Consider the following 15,409-nt stretch of genomic DNA (forward strand, 5'->3'; position numbering starts at 1 on the left):
ATACAGACGCGGTTGTAAGCCATACGGGCCGCGAGCGCAAGTCAGTATGATGTGTTTGTCGACCTGGGGTGCGACACCCATCGGGCCTGGCGACGCGAACTCCGTGCACACCCGGCTCCCGCGCCAGGGCCCGAGGCCAGGCCCGTCTCCCAGGCGCATCACAACCGGGGCGGGCGCGCTCGAACGCACTGAGCAGCCTTGAGTGAGTGGGCGACACCCGCGCAGCCGGAACCGACCGCAGGGAGCGCTTGAAGGGGGGCACCGTGTTGTCGGGAATAGAGGTGACCGCCCATGCACCGGCGTGGGCATGGGGAGGGGCCCTCGTCGCCATCATCCTGACGGCGGTGGTGCTCGGCTTCAACCGGCTGTGCTGGAACAGGAAGCATCCGCGGCTCGTGGTGTTCGTGTCGCATCTGCCGATGTCGATGCTCATCGCCTGCGTGTGGATCGACATGGGAGCGCGCTGGGGAGCACCAGTCCTGGGGCTCTGGCTGTTGGCGCACCTAGCACTCTGCTTCTTACACGCGGGCTGGGCAGCGATGCATCCACGTCTGGCGGCCGTTTCCTGGCCCTACCTGCCTCTGTTCCTGATCAGTGGGCTGTTATGGGCGGCCCTGGCGACGGGGCTGGTGAGGCTGACCGCATCGGGGGTGACGGAGTTGGAGTCCCATTGGACCGGGCTCGCCCTCCGTTATCCGATGGTGCAGAGCGCAGCGTGGCTCTACTTCTGGCTACCACTCCTGCTCGCCTACTCGCTCATCATGGTGGCGGCCGCGCGTTTCATGTCCCGCCACTTCTTCCACGCAACACTGGTTACGCTCGTCATTTGCGCCGTGGCGGCGGGCTTGCTGCATGCCGAGCCCAGGCCCGAGTCAGTGCCCTTCATGGCGGGGGCTTCGATGGAATGCCCCTTCGAGAAGCACATTTGCTTTGCGCTATCGCCTCCTTCCTCCGAAGTGAGGACCCCTGCCCCCGACCCCGAGGTCTGGCCGTCCCCTCAGTCGCTCGGCCAATGGGTCCAGAACACGCGATCCGGGCTCTCGCCGGTGTGGTGGCAACCCCTATCGTCGGAGGCCCCCATTTCCTTTTTCCCGCCGCAGTCCCCGGGGGACACAGCCTCCACCCATCAACCTCCCTTGTTGCCGGACACGCTCTCTCTCGTGGTGCTCGGAGTCTCGCTGCTCCTGATCTATCGAGCGCTGAGGTCCATCAATGCGCGCCAGTCAACCATGCCCATCGAAGTCGGTCCCATCATCGACTCCACTCCCGCGAGGGAGGGAGCACCCGCGCCAGTGCCACCTCTAGCTCCAGCCCAGCAGGGCGACGCGGCACAGCCGGAACAACGGAGGCCCGAACTGGAGCAACTTCTCCGGGAGACCCTGCAGAAGAACGCGCTGCACACGCCTCCGGGAGTCCCCGGAGGCGAGCTCTTGTACTGGCGGGAGCTGCTGGAGACGCAGACGAACGACCGGTTGAGCTGGTTCACGCGGCTCATCGCCCTGCTCATGCGCGTGGCCATCCCACCGCATGGCCTGCGAGTCACTGGCGTCGTCGTCTCGCGGGAGTGGAACGGAAAGACGACTCAGGGGCTGCGATTCTCGGTGAAGAACCTCCGCACCCACCGCGTCGAGCTCGCGGAGACCTACGTCGAGCCCGCGGAGACCTACAACGAAGCCCCCAACCTGGAGGCCATCGTCGAGCGCGCGGCCTATGCCACGTCCGAGCTGGCGCTGGAGTTGTGCCCCGCGCTGCCTGCGTGGACGTACTGGCACGAACGGGATGGAATTGCCGTCATCAACTACTGGAAGGGCGTAAAGGCATTCCGCGCGCAGCCGTTCCACATCGAGTCCTTCCCGAAAGAGGACCTCCGGCAGGCTCGTGAGCACTTCGAGGCCGCCGCCAAGCGCTGTCACGGGAACGGCATGGTGATGCTCCAGTACGGACAGGTCCACGAAGTCACGGAGGACTTCGCCTGCGCGGCGCGCATCTACCTGGACCTCAGCGAAGGCTCCCCCCACATGCCGATGGCGCGGTTCCGACTGGCCCGGGTGTGCAGCTTCGTCGACCGGTGGCTGGTACCCCACCTGACAACCACGGACACGGAGAGGATGGCCACGCTGACGGGGCTGCTCCATGACCTGAGGGACAGCAGGATCTTCCAGCACTTCCATCAACAAGACGCGGAAGACAATAACTGGGACACGCTGACGAAGGAGTGGCTGGAGAAGCTCCCTCGCGAGAATGACGCGGAGCGCGTGAAGCTCCTGCGAAAGTGCTTCCATCGCTTCGCCATGCACCAGTTCCGGATCCTGGCACGCTCCTGCTTCTGGGACGTGATCGGATGGTGCCTGTGCAACATCGCGGAGCGGCGACGCCTGGTCCGGACCCTGCTGTGGTCGCCTCAACGGCTGCGAGCCACCCACCACGCCATGCAGGTCGCATACTGCTGCACCTGGCTTCGGGAGTGCCTGCTCCAGGCGCCAGACGTGACGGCGAAGGTGCTCAAGCGCGCGGCGTCCATGGAACCCAGCCTCAGGCCCTCTCGCACTCCTCCGAGTTTCGGAGGCGATGTCGTCAAGGCACGGCAGTTCTGGAAGTGCTTCCGCCAGGTCTGGGACCTGGAGCATGAGGCGGACTCCGCCCAGCGCCGTCGGGCCACCGGGTGGGGCATGGTCCACTACAACCTGGCATGCTTCTACGCCCTGTGCCTGATGCCGGAGATGGACCGGGAGTTCACTGGTATCGCCAGATCAGACGAGAGCGAGGCGGGCTGGAGGATCGCTCCCCTCCCGACGCACTGCGATACCTGGGCCCATCAGGCCACGCGCCACCTGACCCATGCCATGCACGACCCGCTGGGCCCCATTGCCAAGGGAACCTGGTGGTGGCTGGACAAGGACCCCGACCTGCGGGCGCTTCGCCGAACTGAGCACTACGCCAGCTGGCGGGAATGGGTCCAGTTGGCGGGCGGCGACCCCGCGACCGCCGTCAAAGCACAGCACGGGCGTGGCGCATGGGGGCGTCTGACGCTCAGACGGCATATCCCATGGCGCCTGCCTTCACGGGAGCGTCCGGGTCCAGCAGCACGTTGACGCACGCCACCGTGCCGCTGGCCAGCGCCCGCTCCAGGGCCGGACGGATTTGAGCGGGCTCCGTCACGTACTCGCCATGGCCGCCGAACGCCTCCACCACCTTGTCGTAGCGCGTGGGCGCCAGCAGCGTGGCGGGCGACTTGTCCTCGCCGAACATCTGCACCTGGGGCAGCCGAATCTGCCCCCAGGCCGCGTCGTTGCCCACCACGCACACCATGGGCAGGCGGAAGCGCACCGCCGTCTCGAAGTCGAAGCCGTTGAGGCCGAACGAGCCGTCCCCCTGCACCACCCAGCACGTGCGCTCCGGGTGCAGCACCTTCGACGCGAGGGCGAAGGGCGCTCCCACGCCCAGGCAGCCCAGCGGCCCCGGGTCCAACCACCGCCCCGGCTGCTTCAGCTCCAGCACCTTGGCCGCCATGGCCACCCAGTTGCCGCCGTCCGCGATGAACACCGGGTCCTGCCCCGCGGCGTTGGCCACGTCTGACAGCTCCTTCGCCAGCCGGTAGTGGTGGATGGGCGTGCTGTCGCTCCGGGCCCATTCGTCGATGGTGGCCTGGCGGCGCGTCTCGCTCTCGCGCAGCGCGGATAGCAGCGCGTCCCTTCGCGACACGTCCGCGCCGTCCGCCAGGGCGCTGAGCGCGCTGAAGCTGTCCGCGATGAGGCCCACGTCCACCGGGCGGTTGCGGCCCAGCTCCGTCGGGTCGATGTCCACCTGGACGATTTTCGACTCCACGCCGAACGTGGGCTCGGAGCCGTAGTTGAGGCGGAAGTCGAAGGGCGTGCCGATGACGAACACCACGTCCGCGCCGCTCAGCGCCTCCTTGCGCGAGTGCTGGAAGAAGAGCGGGTGGCCCGCCGGCAGGCAGCCGCGGCCCGCGCCGTTGAGGAACACCGGCACCTGGGCCCGCTCCGCGAAGCCGCGCAGCGCCTCCCACGCGCCGTCCCACCAGATGGACGAGCCGGCGAGGATGGCCGGGCGCTCGGCGGCGCGCAGCAGCGCCAGGGCCTCATCCACCTTGCGCGGGTCCGGCGCCACGCGGGCGTCCGTGCGGTAGCGCTCCGGCATGCGCAGCGACTCCGCGTCCACGCCGTTGCAGAGCACGTCCCACGCCAGCTCCAGGAACACGGGGCCGGGCCGTCCGGAGCGCGCCACGCGGAACGCCTTGGCCAGGTAGTGCGGCACCGCCTCCGGCGAGGGCACCCGGTCCGACCACTTGGAGATGCGGTGGAAGAGGTCCACCTGCTCCATCTCCTGTAGCGCCCCGCGGCCCTGATTGAACGTGGGCGCCGCGCCGCCCAGCAGGAGCATGGGCGAGCTGGCCGCGTACGCGTTGGCCACGCCGGTGAGCGCGTCCGTCACGCCCGGGCCCGCCGTCACCACCGCCACGCCCATGCCCCGGGTCAGCCGCGCGTAGGCATCCGCGGCATGCGCGGCGGCCTGCTCGTGCCGGGTGTCGATGAGGGAGATGCCCTCCTCCACGCAGGCCGCGTAGATGGGGGCCACATGCAGTCCGGAGAGCGTGAAGACGTGACGCACGCCCTCCTTCTTCAGCATCCGCGCGACGAGCTGCCCACCGCTGACCATGCTCATGCCGAGCCTCCTCTTCGGTTAACGGAGGGCGGAAGAACGCCACCCCGACCCCCGCCCCCTCGACAAGCGGCCCATCGTCGCCCACCGGGTCACATATGACCACCTCGAACAGCGCTCCGGCCCCTGCCCCATGGACCGGCGAACGGGTCCGAGCGTAGGGTGCGCGCGCCCGGAGAGGCCCGGGCGTCGCTTCCGAGGACAGGACTTCGTGCAAGAGTTCATCGACGTACTGCGGAGCCAGGCGCGCCACATCGCGCCCGAGCTGGCAAAGGTCTCCTACCAGCGGGGCCTGGCGGTGACGCAGAAGGACGGGGCCACCCGGCCCATCCCCATCACCGCCACCCCCGTGGTGCTGGACGCCGCGGAGATTCGCCGCCGCGCCGAGCTGTCCGCCCGCCTGTCGTCCGCCAACCTCAAGATGGCGCGCGCCATCCTGGGCGGCGAAGACGCGCAGGTGCTGCTGGGCGCCCTCTCCCCGCTCGAGCGCTCGCTCGCGGAGCGCACCTGGCGCCAGGCCACCCGGCTGGTCAACACGCGGGTGGACTACTTCGTCGCCGGTGGCAAGCCCTGGGCGCTGGAGGTCAACGCGACCATCCCCGCCATGCAGGGGTATTCGGACATCGCGGCGCGTACGTTCATCGAGGTGGTGGCCCGCTACTTCCGCTACCCGGAGAAGGCGCTGCACTCGCTGCTGGCCCTCAACGGCAGCAACGCGCTGGCGCTGTACCGGTCGCTGCTGGACGGCTACGCGGCCGAGCGCAACGGGAAGCTGCCGGACACGGTGGCGCTGCTGTGCCGCCGCAACGACGCGCAGATTTCGGAGCTGCGCTGGCTGTGCGAGCGCTTCCGCGAGTACGGCGCGGACGCGGACGTGGTGCACCCGGACGAGGTGTCCGGCGACGACGCCTTCGAGGTGCGCGGCAAGAAGTACGACCTGGTGTACCGGCACCTCTTCGTGCGGCGGCTGGAGGAGACGCCCTCGCCGTGGGTGGAGGACTTCCTGGGCACGGTGCCGGGGAAGAAGGCGGTGTTCCTCAACCCGCCCGCCTCGCAGGTGGAGGTGAAGACCACCTTCGCCCGCCTGTCGCAGGCGCTGACGGAGCCAGCGCTGGCGGAGGCCGCGGGCCTCACGCCGGAGGAGCTGGAGGCGGCGCGCGCCTCGGTGCCCTGGACGCGGCTGTTCCGCCCCGGCCCCGCGGTGGGCCCGGACGGCGGGCGCGCGGAGGACCTGGTGGCGCTGGTGGCGGCGAACCCGAAGCGCTTCGTCCTCAAGCGGGCGTGGGACTACGGCGGCAAGGCCGTCTTCCTGGGGCGCTCGGTGGGGACGGTGCCCTACACGGAGCGCGCGAAGGCCGCGTACGGCGAGCCCCTGGGCTGGCCGGAGCTGTGCGCGCGCGCCGCCGCGGACACGACGGGCGGCGGCTTCGTGGTGCAGGAGGTGGTGGACACGCCTCCCGAGGAGCACCTGCTCTGCGAGCCCACCGGCACCGTGCTGCCCGCATCGTTCTTCGTGGATTACTCGGCGTACGCCTCGGTGGGGCTGGCTCGCCAGCCTGCCTGGGGAGGGGTCTGCCGGGGCTCCATGTCGGAGATCGTCAACATCGTCGGTGGAGGCGGGGTGCTGCCCCTCATCACCACGGAAGTGGCCTCCAAGCTTTTGCTGGCGTGGAAGGCCATTTAAGGGTCTTCACGCGGTCCGGGCCGTGCGCATGCGCCGGCCGGCGCGCTATAACCACCGCTTCGCCGGGGACGGTCCCGGCCTGAAAGGTTGAGAGGCTACATGGCCTGGGAAACTTCCGGATGGCAGACGGCCGAGCGCGCCTCGGTCGACTCCGTCCTCGTACAGGAGTCACAGCGCGCGTTCATGACGCGCGTCCACGCCTGGATGTTCGCCGGACTGATGGTCACCGGGGTGATGGCCCTGGTGACGGTCAGCAACGAGCCCCTGCTGCGCGCGGTGGTCAACGCGCGCTTCATCCTGCTGCTGGTGCAGCTGGGCGCGGTGTTCGCGCTGTCCTTCCTCGCGCCCCGCCTGTCGGGTCCGGTCGCCGGAGCGATGTTCCTCGGCTACTCCGCGCTGACGGGGATGACGCTGTCCATCTACTTCCTCATCTACACCGCGGGCAGCATCGCCCAGGCGTTCTTCCTCACGGCGGGCGTCTACGGCGCCATGGCCGTGTACGGCACCGTCACCAAGAAGAACCTGGGCGCGTGGGGCACGTTCCTCTTCATGGGCCTCGTCGGCGTGATTCTGGCCAGCGTGGTCAACATCTTCATGCGCAGTGACATGCTGTCCTTCGTCGTCGCCTGCGCGTCCGTGCTCGTGTTCGCCGGCCTGACGGCGTACGACACCCAGAAGCTCCGGGAGATGCACGCCGGCTCCGGCTTCAGCAGCGCCGCCACGGTGAGCATCGTCGGCGCCCTCACCCTGTACCTGGACTTCATCAACCTGTTCCTCGCCATCCTGCGCCTGCTGGGCAAGCGCCGGTAGGCCTACAGCACCCTCGCGGTACACCTGAAGCGGTGGCGTGGTCCCTCCCGGGGGCAGCGCCGCCGCTTCTTCGTTTTCGCCACCCGATGACCCGAAGTCCGGGGCAGCGCCCTCCTCTTCCTCGCGCAGTCCGCACAGGAGGAAGGGATGTTCCCAGCAATCCGGAAGTCGCTCGCATCAATGCTCGTCGTGTCGGGCCTGCTGTCCGCCGGCCCGGCCCTGGCCCATGGCTCCATGGAGGTGCCCCTCAGCCGCGTCTACAGCTGCTTCAAGGAGGGGCCGGAGACTCCGAAGTCCGCCGCGTGCAAGGCCCTCATCCAGGCGGGAGGCACCCAGGCGCTGTACGACTGGAACGGTGTGCGCCAGGGCAACGCGAATGACCGGCACCGGGAAATCATCCCGGACGGGAAGCTGTGCAGCGCGGCGAACGAGAGCCACAAGGGGCTGGACCTGGCGAGGACGGACTGGCCGTCCACGCTCATTGCCCCGGATGCCAGCGGGCGCTTCGAGTTCGTCTTCCACGCCACGGCCGTGCACGCCACGGGGTACTTCCGGCTCTACGTGACGCGGCAGGGCTACAACCCCGCGCTGCCCTTGAAGTGGTCGGACCTGGAGGCGAATCCCTTCTGCTCGGTGACGAATGTCTCCGCGCAGAACAACCGCTACCGGCTGAGCTGCCCGTTTCCCCAGGGGAAGACGGGCTCGCACGTCGTCTATGGCATCTGGCAGCGCTCGGACAGCCCGGAGGCGTTCTATGCCTGCACGGACGTGAGGTTCAGCGACACGCCACCTCCGCCGGTTCCCTGGAAGGAGCTGGGCCAGGTGCAGGCTCGCGAGGACCTGCCCGCCGGGAGCAAGGTGACCTTCCGCCTCTTCGACGCCGAGGGCCGTGACGTGGAGTCCCATGTCCTGCCGCTGGACGGCGCGGCGAGCACGGCGGCGAGCTGGATGTACCGGCTCGCGCAGCGGGTCACCACGGGCTCCACCCGCGTGCAGGTGGGGGTGCTCCAGGCGTCGGGGAGCGTCGTCCCCGTGGAGAGCGCGACGGCCAACCGCGTCTACGCGCGAGAGACGGGCTACACGTTCCAGCTCGACGTGGAGAAGCCCACCGGCGGCGGAGATGGCGGCACGGCCGCATACAAGTACCCCACGGGCATCTCCAGCTACACGGCGGGGACGGTGGTGGAGGGCACGGATGGACTGCTGTACCGCTGCAAGCCGTTCCCCTACTCCGGCTGGTGCAAGGGCGCGGCGTCGCACTACGCGCCGGGAACCGGGAGCCACTGGCAGGACGCCTGGGAGCGCGTGCAGTGAGCTGAGGCGGCGCCGGTGACGGTGGGCCACACGCCACCGTCACCGGCCCTGGAGAGTCAGTTGCCCGGACACTCGACACCGGCGTCGAGCACGTCCGCGTCGTAGTGGAGCCGGAGTGCCCCGGAGGACTCGAGGTGCCGCACGAACACCGAGCCGAACACCTCCGCGTTGCCGCTCAGGCTCAGCAGGGAGCCGGGTGCGTAGACGTTGCCGGCCAGCAGGCTGCCCGCGGACAGGGCGAGCATGCTGGAGCCCGCGACGTACACGCGAGTCCGCGAGGGCACGTCGACGGAGCCCAGCGTGAGCGGCCCCGCCACGGCGACGCTGCCGCCGATGAACAGGTCCAGCTCTCCTGGTGGCTGCACATCCACGGTGAGGCCCTCGCCCAGGTCCACCACGTCACCGATGAAGAGCGCGGTGCGCGCACGGATGACGAGCGTCGCGCGTCCCGTACCGGTGATGCGCGTGAGGTGGAAGCGCCCACAGGGCAGCTCCAGGGTGCGCTCGCCGGTGATGCCCTCCATCGCCGCCGCACCCAGGCTGATGGCCGCGTTGTCGTTGTCCCGCGAGTGATGGGCGACGAGCGCTGCGACGTCCACCTGGGACGCGGCCTCGCAGGCGCAGGGTGTGACGGCGTCCACGGGCCCGCGGAGGACTTCCGCGGCCTGCACCGGGCCCAGCGTGTACTCGGGTGGAACCGTGAGGCTTCCGCCCACGGTGAGGGAGGCCAGCGCCACGTCGCCCCGCACGCTGGCGGCGCCCGTGACGGTTGCCGAGACGGTGCTCCCGTTGAGCGGGCCTCCGCTGTACAGCGCTCCGCCCACCGTGAGCGGGCGCCCGAGCTGGATGCCTCCGTCACCGCCGACCTGGAGCGTCCCGCCCACCGAGACCGAGTCGTTGGCGGACAGGCTCCCGTTCACTCCGACGTCACCGCCGGCGCCTCCGGGCTGATAGGGCGCCATCGAGCCCCTGAAGGCATCCGTCTCCAGGGATGCACTGAGCGCGAGCCGCTCGCAGGTGCAGAGGGCCTTGCGGAAGGTCCGCTCGGCCAGCACTCCGCTGCAGACCCCCACACGGGTGTCTCCCACGACGATGGGGGGCCCGCGCCCCGCGCAGTACGCCGTCCAATCGGGCGGCACTCCCGAGTCGGGAGGTATGCCCGCATCAGGGGGAATGCCGCCGTCACCTGGCTCGCCGCCGTCCGGAGGTCCAGCGTCGGCGGGAGGAGCCTCGAGTCCACCGTCGGGCGAGCGGATGGTGGCCACCAGGTCACTCTGGGTACAGCCGGCGCTCACGGTGGTGCTCGCGAGCAGCAGCGAGAATCTCCAATGCCGCTTCATGGCGACGAGCGCTCCCGCCGGGGGGCGCGCACCGTCTTTCCGCGACGTGAGTCGGGGTGGCTCGCCAGGAACACGTCCAGTCCGCTTCATGGCGCGGAGAGCTCCCGCAGGCGTGCCCGTGCCGTCTTGCCGAGCGGCGAGTCGGGATGGCTCGCGAGGAACGTCTCCAGCGCCCGCGCCTCCGCCACCGTGTCGCCGAGCGCCCGGTACGCCTCCGCGATGCCGTGACGGGCTTCCTGACCGAGCACGCCCTGGGGCTGGAGCCGGAGCGCGTCCTGGAAGTGGCGCAGCGCGCCTCGCGGGTTCCCCAGGTGCTCCAGCCGGAGCGAGCCCGAGGCGACTCGCGCGACATAGGACGCCAGGGACGACGGCTCGGCGCGGATGACGCGGAGGTACAGCGCTTCCGCTTCCTTCCATCGGCCTCCAGCCCGGAGCTCATTGGCCATGCGGAGCAGATCCTCCGGCGCGGCGGCCGAAAGGGACTGCGCGGACGCATTCCGCCGGGGCGTGCGGGCCGGAGGCCTGGCCGCCCCGGGAGAAACCTCGGAGCCCTGCTCCGGTAGGGCCTCCGACGCCGGTGCCTCTTCCGCCGTGGCATCGCGAGGCATGCTCACAGGCGAAACGAGAACGGACGGCGCATCTCCACGGCCCGGCTCGGATGGCCGCATCCCTTCCGCCGCGAAACCATCACCGGCCGGGGCTGGCCGCGCGACAGCACCTTCCACCTCCCGAGCCGCCGCCACGGGCTCGGAGCGCGCGTACCGCCACACGGCCGCGGCCGCGGCGCCGGTGAGCACGAGCGCCCCGGCCATCAACCACATGGGAGGTCGCTTCGGCTTCCCGAGGCGCCGCTGCGATGTAACCGTCTCCTCGATGGCCACCGCCGCCAGCGCGGCGCCGACGAGCGCGACCGACTTCTGCTTCGAGACTCGACGCGCCGGCCCCGCCTCGCCATCGAGCGGCTTCAGCAGGTTGTCCAGGGCCTCGTCCCCCTCTTCCCTGAATGTACTCATCCCTCCCCCTCTCCTTCGCTCGCCGCGGCCAGTGCGCGCAACGCCGCGCGTCCGAGCCGGAGCCGACTGCGCACCGTCTCGAACGGAATCCCGAGCTCCGTGGAGATCTCCGGCACGCTCAGCTCCAACACATGGTGCAGCACCAGCGCATGCCGCTGCTCCGTGGAGAGCCGGTCCAGCAGCGTCACCAGGTGGCGGCGATGGACGTACTCGTCCGGCAGCGCATCCTCGGACGGCACCGCGAGCAGCTCCGCCGGCTCGTCGACCTGCCGGGCCTCACGGCCTCGCGCCCGCTTCAGCCAGGCGAAGGTCGTCCGCACGACGACCCGGTCCACCCACGCATGGAAGCGCCCCTCGCTCCGGTAGGTGGGCAGCCCTCGCACCAGGGCGATGAGCCCCTCCTGCGCGATGTCCTCCACATCCGCGTCACCCCGCACCAGATAGCGCACCAGGTTGCGCACGCGAGGCAACAGCTCCAGCAACAGCGACTCCGTCGCGTCGCGACGCCCCTGGATGGCCGCCTGGATGCGGGGGTCCTCCGCCGGACGCGGGGCAACGGTGGCATGTGAGCCCGAGGTCCTCATTCCCCCCATGGAGGGAACGACGGGGCGGATCGGGTCATCCGCGCTCACGGAAACAACACCATCGCCAGCCCGACACGTGGGCGGGCCACCCACCCGTCACCGCGAGACACGAGGTTTCCGTCGACGGCATATCCCAGCGCCGGGCGCCCCAGCAGGAGCTCCGCGGCCAGGCTCACCTCGAACGCGAGCCGCGAGCCCGCCCTCCAGCGCGCGGCGAGCTCCGGCCCCACCAGCAGGGCGGGGATGACACGCGAGGGCTCCGCTTCGACTTCGGGCGCCAGCGCCTCCGTCGCCCGCGAGAAGCCCACCACCCCCGCGCCGAGCCCGGCCGAGAGCTCCAGCGCCTCACCGGACACCACGGGCACATCCGCCCAGAGCGCGGCGGAGTACTGCCCCAACGTCACCTGCGTGCGCGCGTCGCGCAGCCGCGCCGGCAGCCCGGCCAGCACCTGGAGGCGCAGCCGCAGCGAGCGCCCCTCCCATCCCGCCCCCAGCAACAGCCCTTGATGACCTCCCGAGGTGTACCCGTCGAGCGAGGCATGCGCGCCCACCGCGAGCATCCAGCGACTCGCGGACACCGTCGGCACCGGCGCGGGTGCCGGCGGCACCTCCACCACCCTCTCCGCCACCGGTGCAGGCGGCGGGGCCTCCACCACCTCTCCGAGCGGCTCGCCCGCCTCCACGGCTCGCAGCGCGGAGCGCACGGCGAGCGCCAGGGCCTCGGCGCCAACGGACCACTCCAGCGAGCCCGGCCGGCCGTCCAGCCGGGACGCGCGGACGAAGAGGTGCCGGCTGGCGGGCTCGGCCACCTGGACCCGCACCTCCGGCCCCACCCGCAGGAACCAGAGCACCGCGCGGGCCTGCTGCCGGGCCGCGAGCTGCTCCGCCTCCCGCCACTGCTCCGCCGCCGCCCCGTCGAGCGGCGGCCCCGGTACCGCCTCGAGCAGCACGGGCAGGTCGCTGCTCTGCCCGCGCACGCGCACGAGCAGGGCGGCATCTTCCTCGGAGGCCACTCGCACCACGGCCCGCCAGGGCTCGGCGGCCAGCGCGGGACTGCCCATCAGCACCCACAGGGCAATCCCAAACACGCGCCGCAGCAGGACGGCAGCCGCCAATGACATGCGGCGCACCGTACCGCCAATGCGCCAGCGGATGAAGCTCCGCGCGGTATGGGTTGCACCGCGCGGCGCCGGGTGATGCCGCTGTCAAACTCCGCTCAGTGCAGCTTCTGGTAGAGCGCTTCCACCAGCGAGCCGTCGTCTCCGCTCAGCTCCCAGAACATCGCGCCGCCCAGGCCCTTGTTCAGGATGTAGTCCGACTTGGCGCTCAGGCTCTGCGGGTCGTCGTAGGCAATCCACACCCGCGTGGACGGGCTGTACACGTAGGCCTGCTTGCTCTCCGGATGGAAGAACTTGGTGTAGCCGGAACCCGCGCGCTCGTAGTTGACCTTGATGTCCTTGTAGTCGAACACGCCCGTCAGGCCCGAGGAGCCGTCATCCCAGGTGCCCTTGGTGGGTACGCCGCTCTGGAAGAGGCCGTTGTTGACGTTGGGCACGCTGCCCCAGCCGCGGCCGTAGAAGGGCACGCCGAGGACGACCTTCGCGGGCGGCACGCCCAGCTCCAGCATCTTCGCCACCGTCGCGTCGCTGTAGAAGCCGTCACCCGCGCCCGGGTCTCCCGTCACGCGGTAGAGCGGCGAGTGGAAGTTCACCGTGCTCTCGAAGGCGCCGTGGTAGTCGTAGGTCATCACGTTGATCCAATCGAGCACGTCCGACAGCCTCTTCGTCTCCTGCTTGTTGACCAGCAGGTCCGGCGAGGCGCCCGAGGCGATGGTCAGCAGGTAGCGCTGGCCCGTCTGCGCGGTGACGGCGTTGAGCTGGCTGCGGAACTCCTCCATCAGCAGCGTGTAGTTCTGCTTGTCCGCGGGGCTGTTGCTGTTGCCGGGCAGGCCGCCGCCCACGGGGTACTCCCAGTCGATGTCGATGCCGTCGAAGACGCCCGCGCCGTTGACCGGGTCCACGCCGGGGTACTGGCCGCGGATGTAGAGGTCCACGCAGGACTTCACGAAGGCCGCCCGCTTCGCGGCGGTGGCCGCCACTGTCGAGAAGTGGGTGGACCAGGACCAACCCCCGACGGAGATGAGCAGCTTCAGGTGCGGGTGCGTCCGCTTCAGCTCCTTGAAGGCGCGGAAGTTGCCGCGCAGCTGTCCGGGGTTCCACTCACCCGCCCAGCCGCCGCCCTTGTCGATGTCCGCGAACACGTCCCCGAGGACGCACTTGCCCTCGGACGAGATGTTGGAGAACGCGTAGTTGATGTGCGTCAGCTTCGCCGCCGGCACGTTGGACACCGGGTAGTTGCGGCCGTAGATGCCCCACGCGGTGAAGTACGCGATGAGCTTCTTGCCGCCGCCCGGATTGCCGCCGGGCAGCTCCACCACCACGGTCACCGTCTTCGTGCCCACGTTGCCAGCGGCGTCGTAGGCCCTCACCGCATAGACGTACGTCCCGTTCTGCGTGGAGTCGCTGAAGGCGCGGCTGAACTGCGAGCCGGTGGCCACCACCGCGCCATTCTCCAGGATCTCCACCCGCGTCACGCCGACGTTGTCCGTCGCGGAGGCCGTCACCGTCAGCGAGCCCGCCGCCGTGAAGCGCGTGGCGCTGGCGCCGATGTTCGCGGTGGGCGCGGTGGTGTCTCCCGTGGTGCCGCCGTCATTGCCACCGGTGCCAGCGTCATTGCCCCCGGTGCCAGCGTCGGAGCCGCCCGTCGCAGGGCCCAGGTCCAGCCAGAGCGCCGCGACGGCCGACGGCATCCAGTCCGCCTGCGACGTATGGGCCTGCCGGCACTCGTAGGTGCGCCCGACATAGGTGACGCGCGTGCCCACCGGGTAGAAGACGCCGGCCGCCCAGGCTGCGTCGAGCGACGCATGCTGAGCGTGAGTGGACTCGTCGGGCTCGGGAGAAGAGACGTCCGGACTGCAGCCTGCAACGGACAAAGCGGTAGCGATGAGGCCCAGGGCCCACCTGCTGCGACGCATGCATGTGCTCCTCGCCGAGTCAGGGGACGACGGGGCCTCGAGCGGCCCGGGACGAGCATGTCCCGGAGCCCTGCCCTCTGCGTCCTCCGCTCAGCTGTTTCGCGGGTTCACACGATAGGAGTCACGGACTCCATTTTTCGGGTCAAACCCGGGAAACGCACAGCGCCAGCGACGGCGGCGGATGTCAGGCGCCCGGCTTGTTCTTGCGCGAGAAGGGCATCACCAGGCGCTCCACGGGCTTGCCCTGCATCAGGTGCTGCTCGACGATTTCCGGCACGTCCTCCACCTTCACGCCGCCGTACCAGGTGCCCTCCGGGTAGATGACGACGGAGACGCCGAACGCGCACGTGTCCAGGCACCCCGCCGCGTTGGCCCGCATGCGCCCCTTGAGCCCGCGCTTGTCGAGCTCCTCCTTGAAGGCGGCGCGCACCTCCTCCGCGCCCTTGCTGGCGCAGCACCCCTTGGGGTTCCCTTCCGGGCGGCGGTTGGTGCAGACGAAGACGTGGCTCTGGAACGGAGGAGGCATGTCCGCCTCCTAACGCGACGGAACGGTGAAATCGACGGCCCCGTTCACCAGCGGACCGCCCGGCCTCGCGCCTGGGTGCCGCTTCCTGGCCAGCCCACTTGGCCCACGTAGGATTCGTGCACAGACTGTCAGCAAACGTCTCCTAGTGATCACGGTTGTTTGCGTCGGAGTGACCATACATGACTCGCCATATGGTCTCGGGCAGTGCAAAGCACCTGTTGCTACCGTCGCGAAGTGGCTCTAGATCCGCCGTCCGCGCCACAGGCTGCTACAGGCAGGCAGCCAGCCGTAGCGCCCGTTCAAATAATCAACAAACCACAATTGGTAGTGTGTATGCCAGCGCCTAGCACTACTCATTGGGGAGGCGGTTTCTTGACGGGATTGCCACGGGGATCGTATCTATCCCCCGCCCGGCAGGCAGGCG

At 69.9% G+C, this 15,409-nt stretch carries 11 protein-coding genes; 4 read left to right on the forward strand and 7 right to left on the reverse strand.

What is annotated here, in order from left to right; translation table 11 throughout:
- Positions 1 to 206: 206 nt before the first annotated feature.
- Positions 207 to 3,092, forward strand: a complete 2,886-nt coding sequence (locus LXT23_RS35170) for an ECF transporter S component family protein (RefSeq protein WP_253984772.1) — start codon at positions 207 to 209, stop codon at positions 3,090 to 3,092.
- Here LXT23_RS35170 and LXT23_RS35175 read toward each other — a convergent pair.
- Positions 3,031 to 4,683, reverse strand: coding sequence for a thiamine pyrophosphate-binding protein (locus tag LXT23_RS35175; protein WP_253984773.1), 1,653 nt, complete (start codon positions 4,681 to 4,683; stop codon positions 3,031 to 3,033). The genes LXT23_RS35170 and LXT23_RS35175 overlap by 62 nt on opposite strands.
- Positions 4,684 to 4,891: 208 nt before the next feature.
- On the opposite strand from LXT23_RS35175, the gene LXT23_RS35180 reads away from it, so the two are divergent.
- From LXT23_RS35180 to LXT23_RS35190, 3 genes are all read left to right on the forward strand, one after another.
- The gene (locus LXT23_RS35180; RefSeq protein ID WP_253984774.1) at positions 4,892 to 6,364 is read left to right on the forward strand and encodes a hypothetical protein; all 1,473 of its coding nucleotides are present in this window, start codon (positions 4,892 to 4,894) and stop codon (positions 6,362 to 6,364) included.
- 99 nt (positions 6,365 to 6,463) lie between these two features.
- Entirely contained in the window at positions 6,464 to 7,174 is a 711-nt protein-coding gene (locus LXT23_RS35185; RefSeq protein ID WP_253984775.1) for a Bax inhibitor-1/YccA family protein, read from the forward strand.
- 147 nt (positions 7,175 to 7,321) lie between these two features.
- Positions 7,322 to 8,488, forward strand: a complete 1,167-nt coding sequence (locus LXT23_RS35190; RefSeq protein ID WP_323379117.1) for a lytic polysaccharide monooxygenase — start codon at positions 7,322 to 7,324, stop codon at positions 8,486 to 8,488.
- Between the two features lie 56 nt (positions 8,489 to 8,544).
- Here LXT23_RS35190 and LXT23_RS35195 read toward each other — a convergent pair whose 3' ends face one another.
- The 6 genes from LXT23_RS35195 to LXT23_RS35220 all read right to left on the reverse strand — a co-directional run bounded on the left by LXT23_RS35195 (position 8,545) and on the right by LXT23_RS35220 (position 14,985).
- Positions 8,545 to 9,828 carry a DUF7305 domain-containing protein gene (locus tag LXT23_RS35195; protein ID WP_253984776.1) on the reverse strand — a complete coding sequence of 428 codons (1,284 nt, stop codon included), beginning with the start codon at positions 9,826 to 9,828 and terminating at the stop codon, positions 8,545 to 8,547.
- An 86-nt stretch (positions 9,829 to 9,914) separates the two neighbouring features.
- Positions 9,915 to 10,841, reverse strand: a complete 927-nt coding sequence (locus tag LXT23_RS35200) for a tetratricopeptide repeat protein (RefSeq protein WP_253984777.1) — start codon at positions 10,839 to 10,841, stop codon at positions 9,915 to 9,917.
- On the reverse strand, positions 10,838 to 11,425 hold the full coding sequence (locus LXT23_RS35205; protein WP_323379118.1) for an RNA polymerase sigma factor: 588 nt from the start codon (positions 11,423 to 11,425) through the stop codon (positions 10,838 to 10,840). The genes LXT23_RS35200 and LXT23_RS35205 overlap by 4 nt, the downstream gene beginning before the upstream one ends.
- Before the next feature lie 44 nt (positions 11,426 to 11,469).
- On the reverse strand, positions 11,470 to 12,546 hold the full coding sequence (locus LXT23_RS35210; RefSeq protein ID WP_253984778.1) for a hypothetical protein: 1,077 nt from the start codon (positions 12,544 to 12,546) through the stop codon (positions 11,470 to 11,472).
- A 95-nt stretch (positions 12,547 to 12,641) separates the two neighbouring features.
- Positions 12,642 to 14,459 carry a glycosyl hydrolase family 18 protein gene (locus tag LXT23_RS35215; protein ID WP_253984779.1) on the reverse strand — a complete coding sequence of 606 codons (1,818 nt, stop codon included), beginning with the start codon at positions 14,457 to 14,459 and terminating at the stop codon, positions 12,642 to 12,644.
- Between the two features lie 184 nt (positions 14,460 to 14,643).
- Positions 14,644 to 14,985 (reverse strand): (2Fe-2S) ferredoxin domain-containing protein, encoded by a 342-nt coding sequence (locus tag LXT23_RS35220; protein ID WP_253984780.1) that lies wholly within the window; start codon positions 14,983 to 14,985, stop codon positions 14,644 to 14,646.
- Between the last annotated feature and the right edge of the window lie 424 nt (positions 14,986 to 15,409).

Source organism: Pyxidicoccus xibeiensis (assembly GCF_024198175.1).
GTDB lineage: Bacteria > Myxococcota > Myxococcia > Myxococcales > Myxococcaceae > Myxococcus > Myxococcus xibeiensis.

Coding starts and splice junctions, on each gene's coding strand:
- LXT23_RS35195 (WP_253984776.1), bottom strand. CDS start 9,828: ATGAAGCGGCATTGGAGATTCTCGCTGCTGCTCGCGAGCACCACCGTG.
- LXT23_RS35175 (WP_253984773.1), bottom strand. CDS start 4,683: ATGAGCATGGTCAGCGGTGGGCAGCTCGTCGCGCGGATGCTGAAGAAG.
- LXT23_RS35210 (WP_253984778.1), bottom strand. CDS start 12,546: ATGTCATTGGCGGCTGCCGTCCTGCTGCGGCGCGTGTTTGGGATTGCC.
- LXT23_RS35205 (WP_323379118.1), bottom strand. CDS start 11,425: ATGAGGACCTCGGGCTCACATGCCACCGTTGCCCCGCGTCCGGCGGAG.
- LXT23_RS35220 (WP_253984780.1), bottom strand. CDS start 14,985: ATGCCTCCTCCGTTCCAGAGCCACGTCTTCGTCTGCACCAACCGCCGC.
- LXT23_RS35215 (WP_253984779.1), bottom strand. CDS start 14,459: ATGCGTCGCAGCAGGTGGGCCCTGGGCCTCATCGCTACCGCTTTGTCC.
- LXT23_RS35185 (WP_253984775.1), top strand. CDS start 6,464: ATGGCCTGGGAAACTTCCGGATGGCAGACGGCCGAGCGCGCCTCGGTC.
- LXT23_RS35200 (WP_253984777.1), bottom strand. CDS start 10,841: ATGAGTACATTCAGGGAAGAGGGGGACGAGGCCCTGGACAACCTGCTG.
- LXT23_RS35190 (WP_323379117.1), top strand. CDS start 7,322: ATGTTCCCAGCAATCCGGAAGTCGCTCGCATCAATGCTCGTCGTGTCG.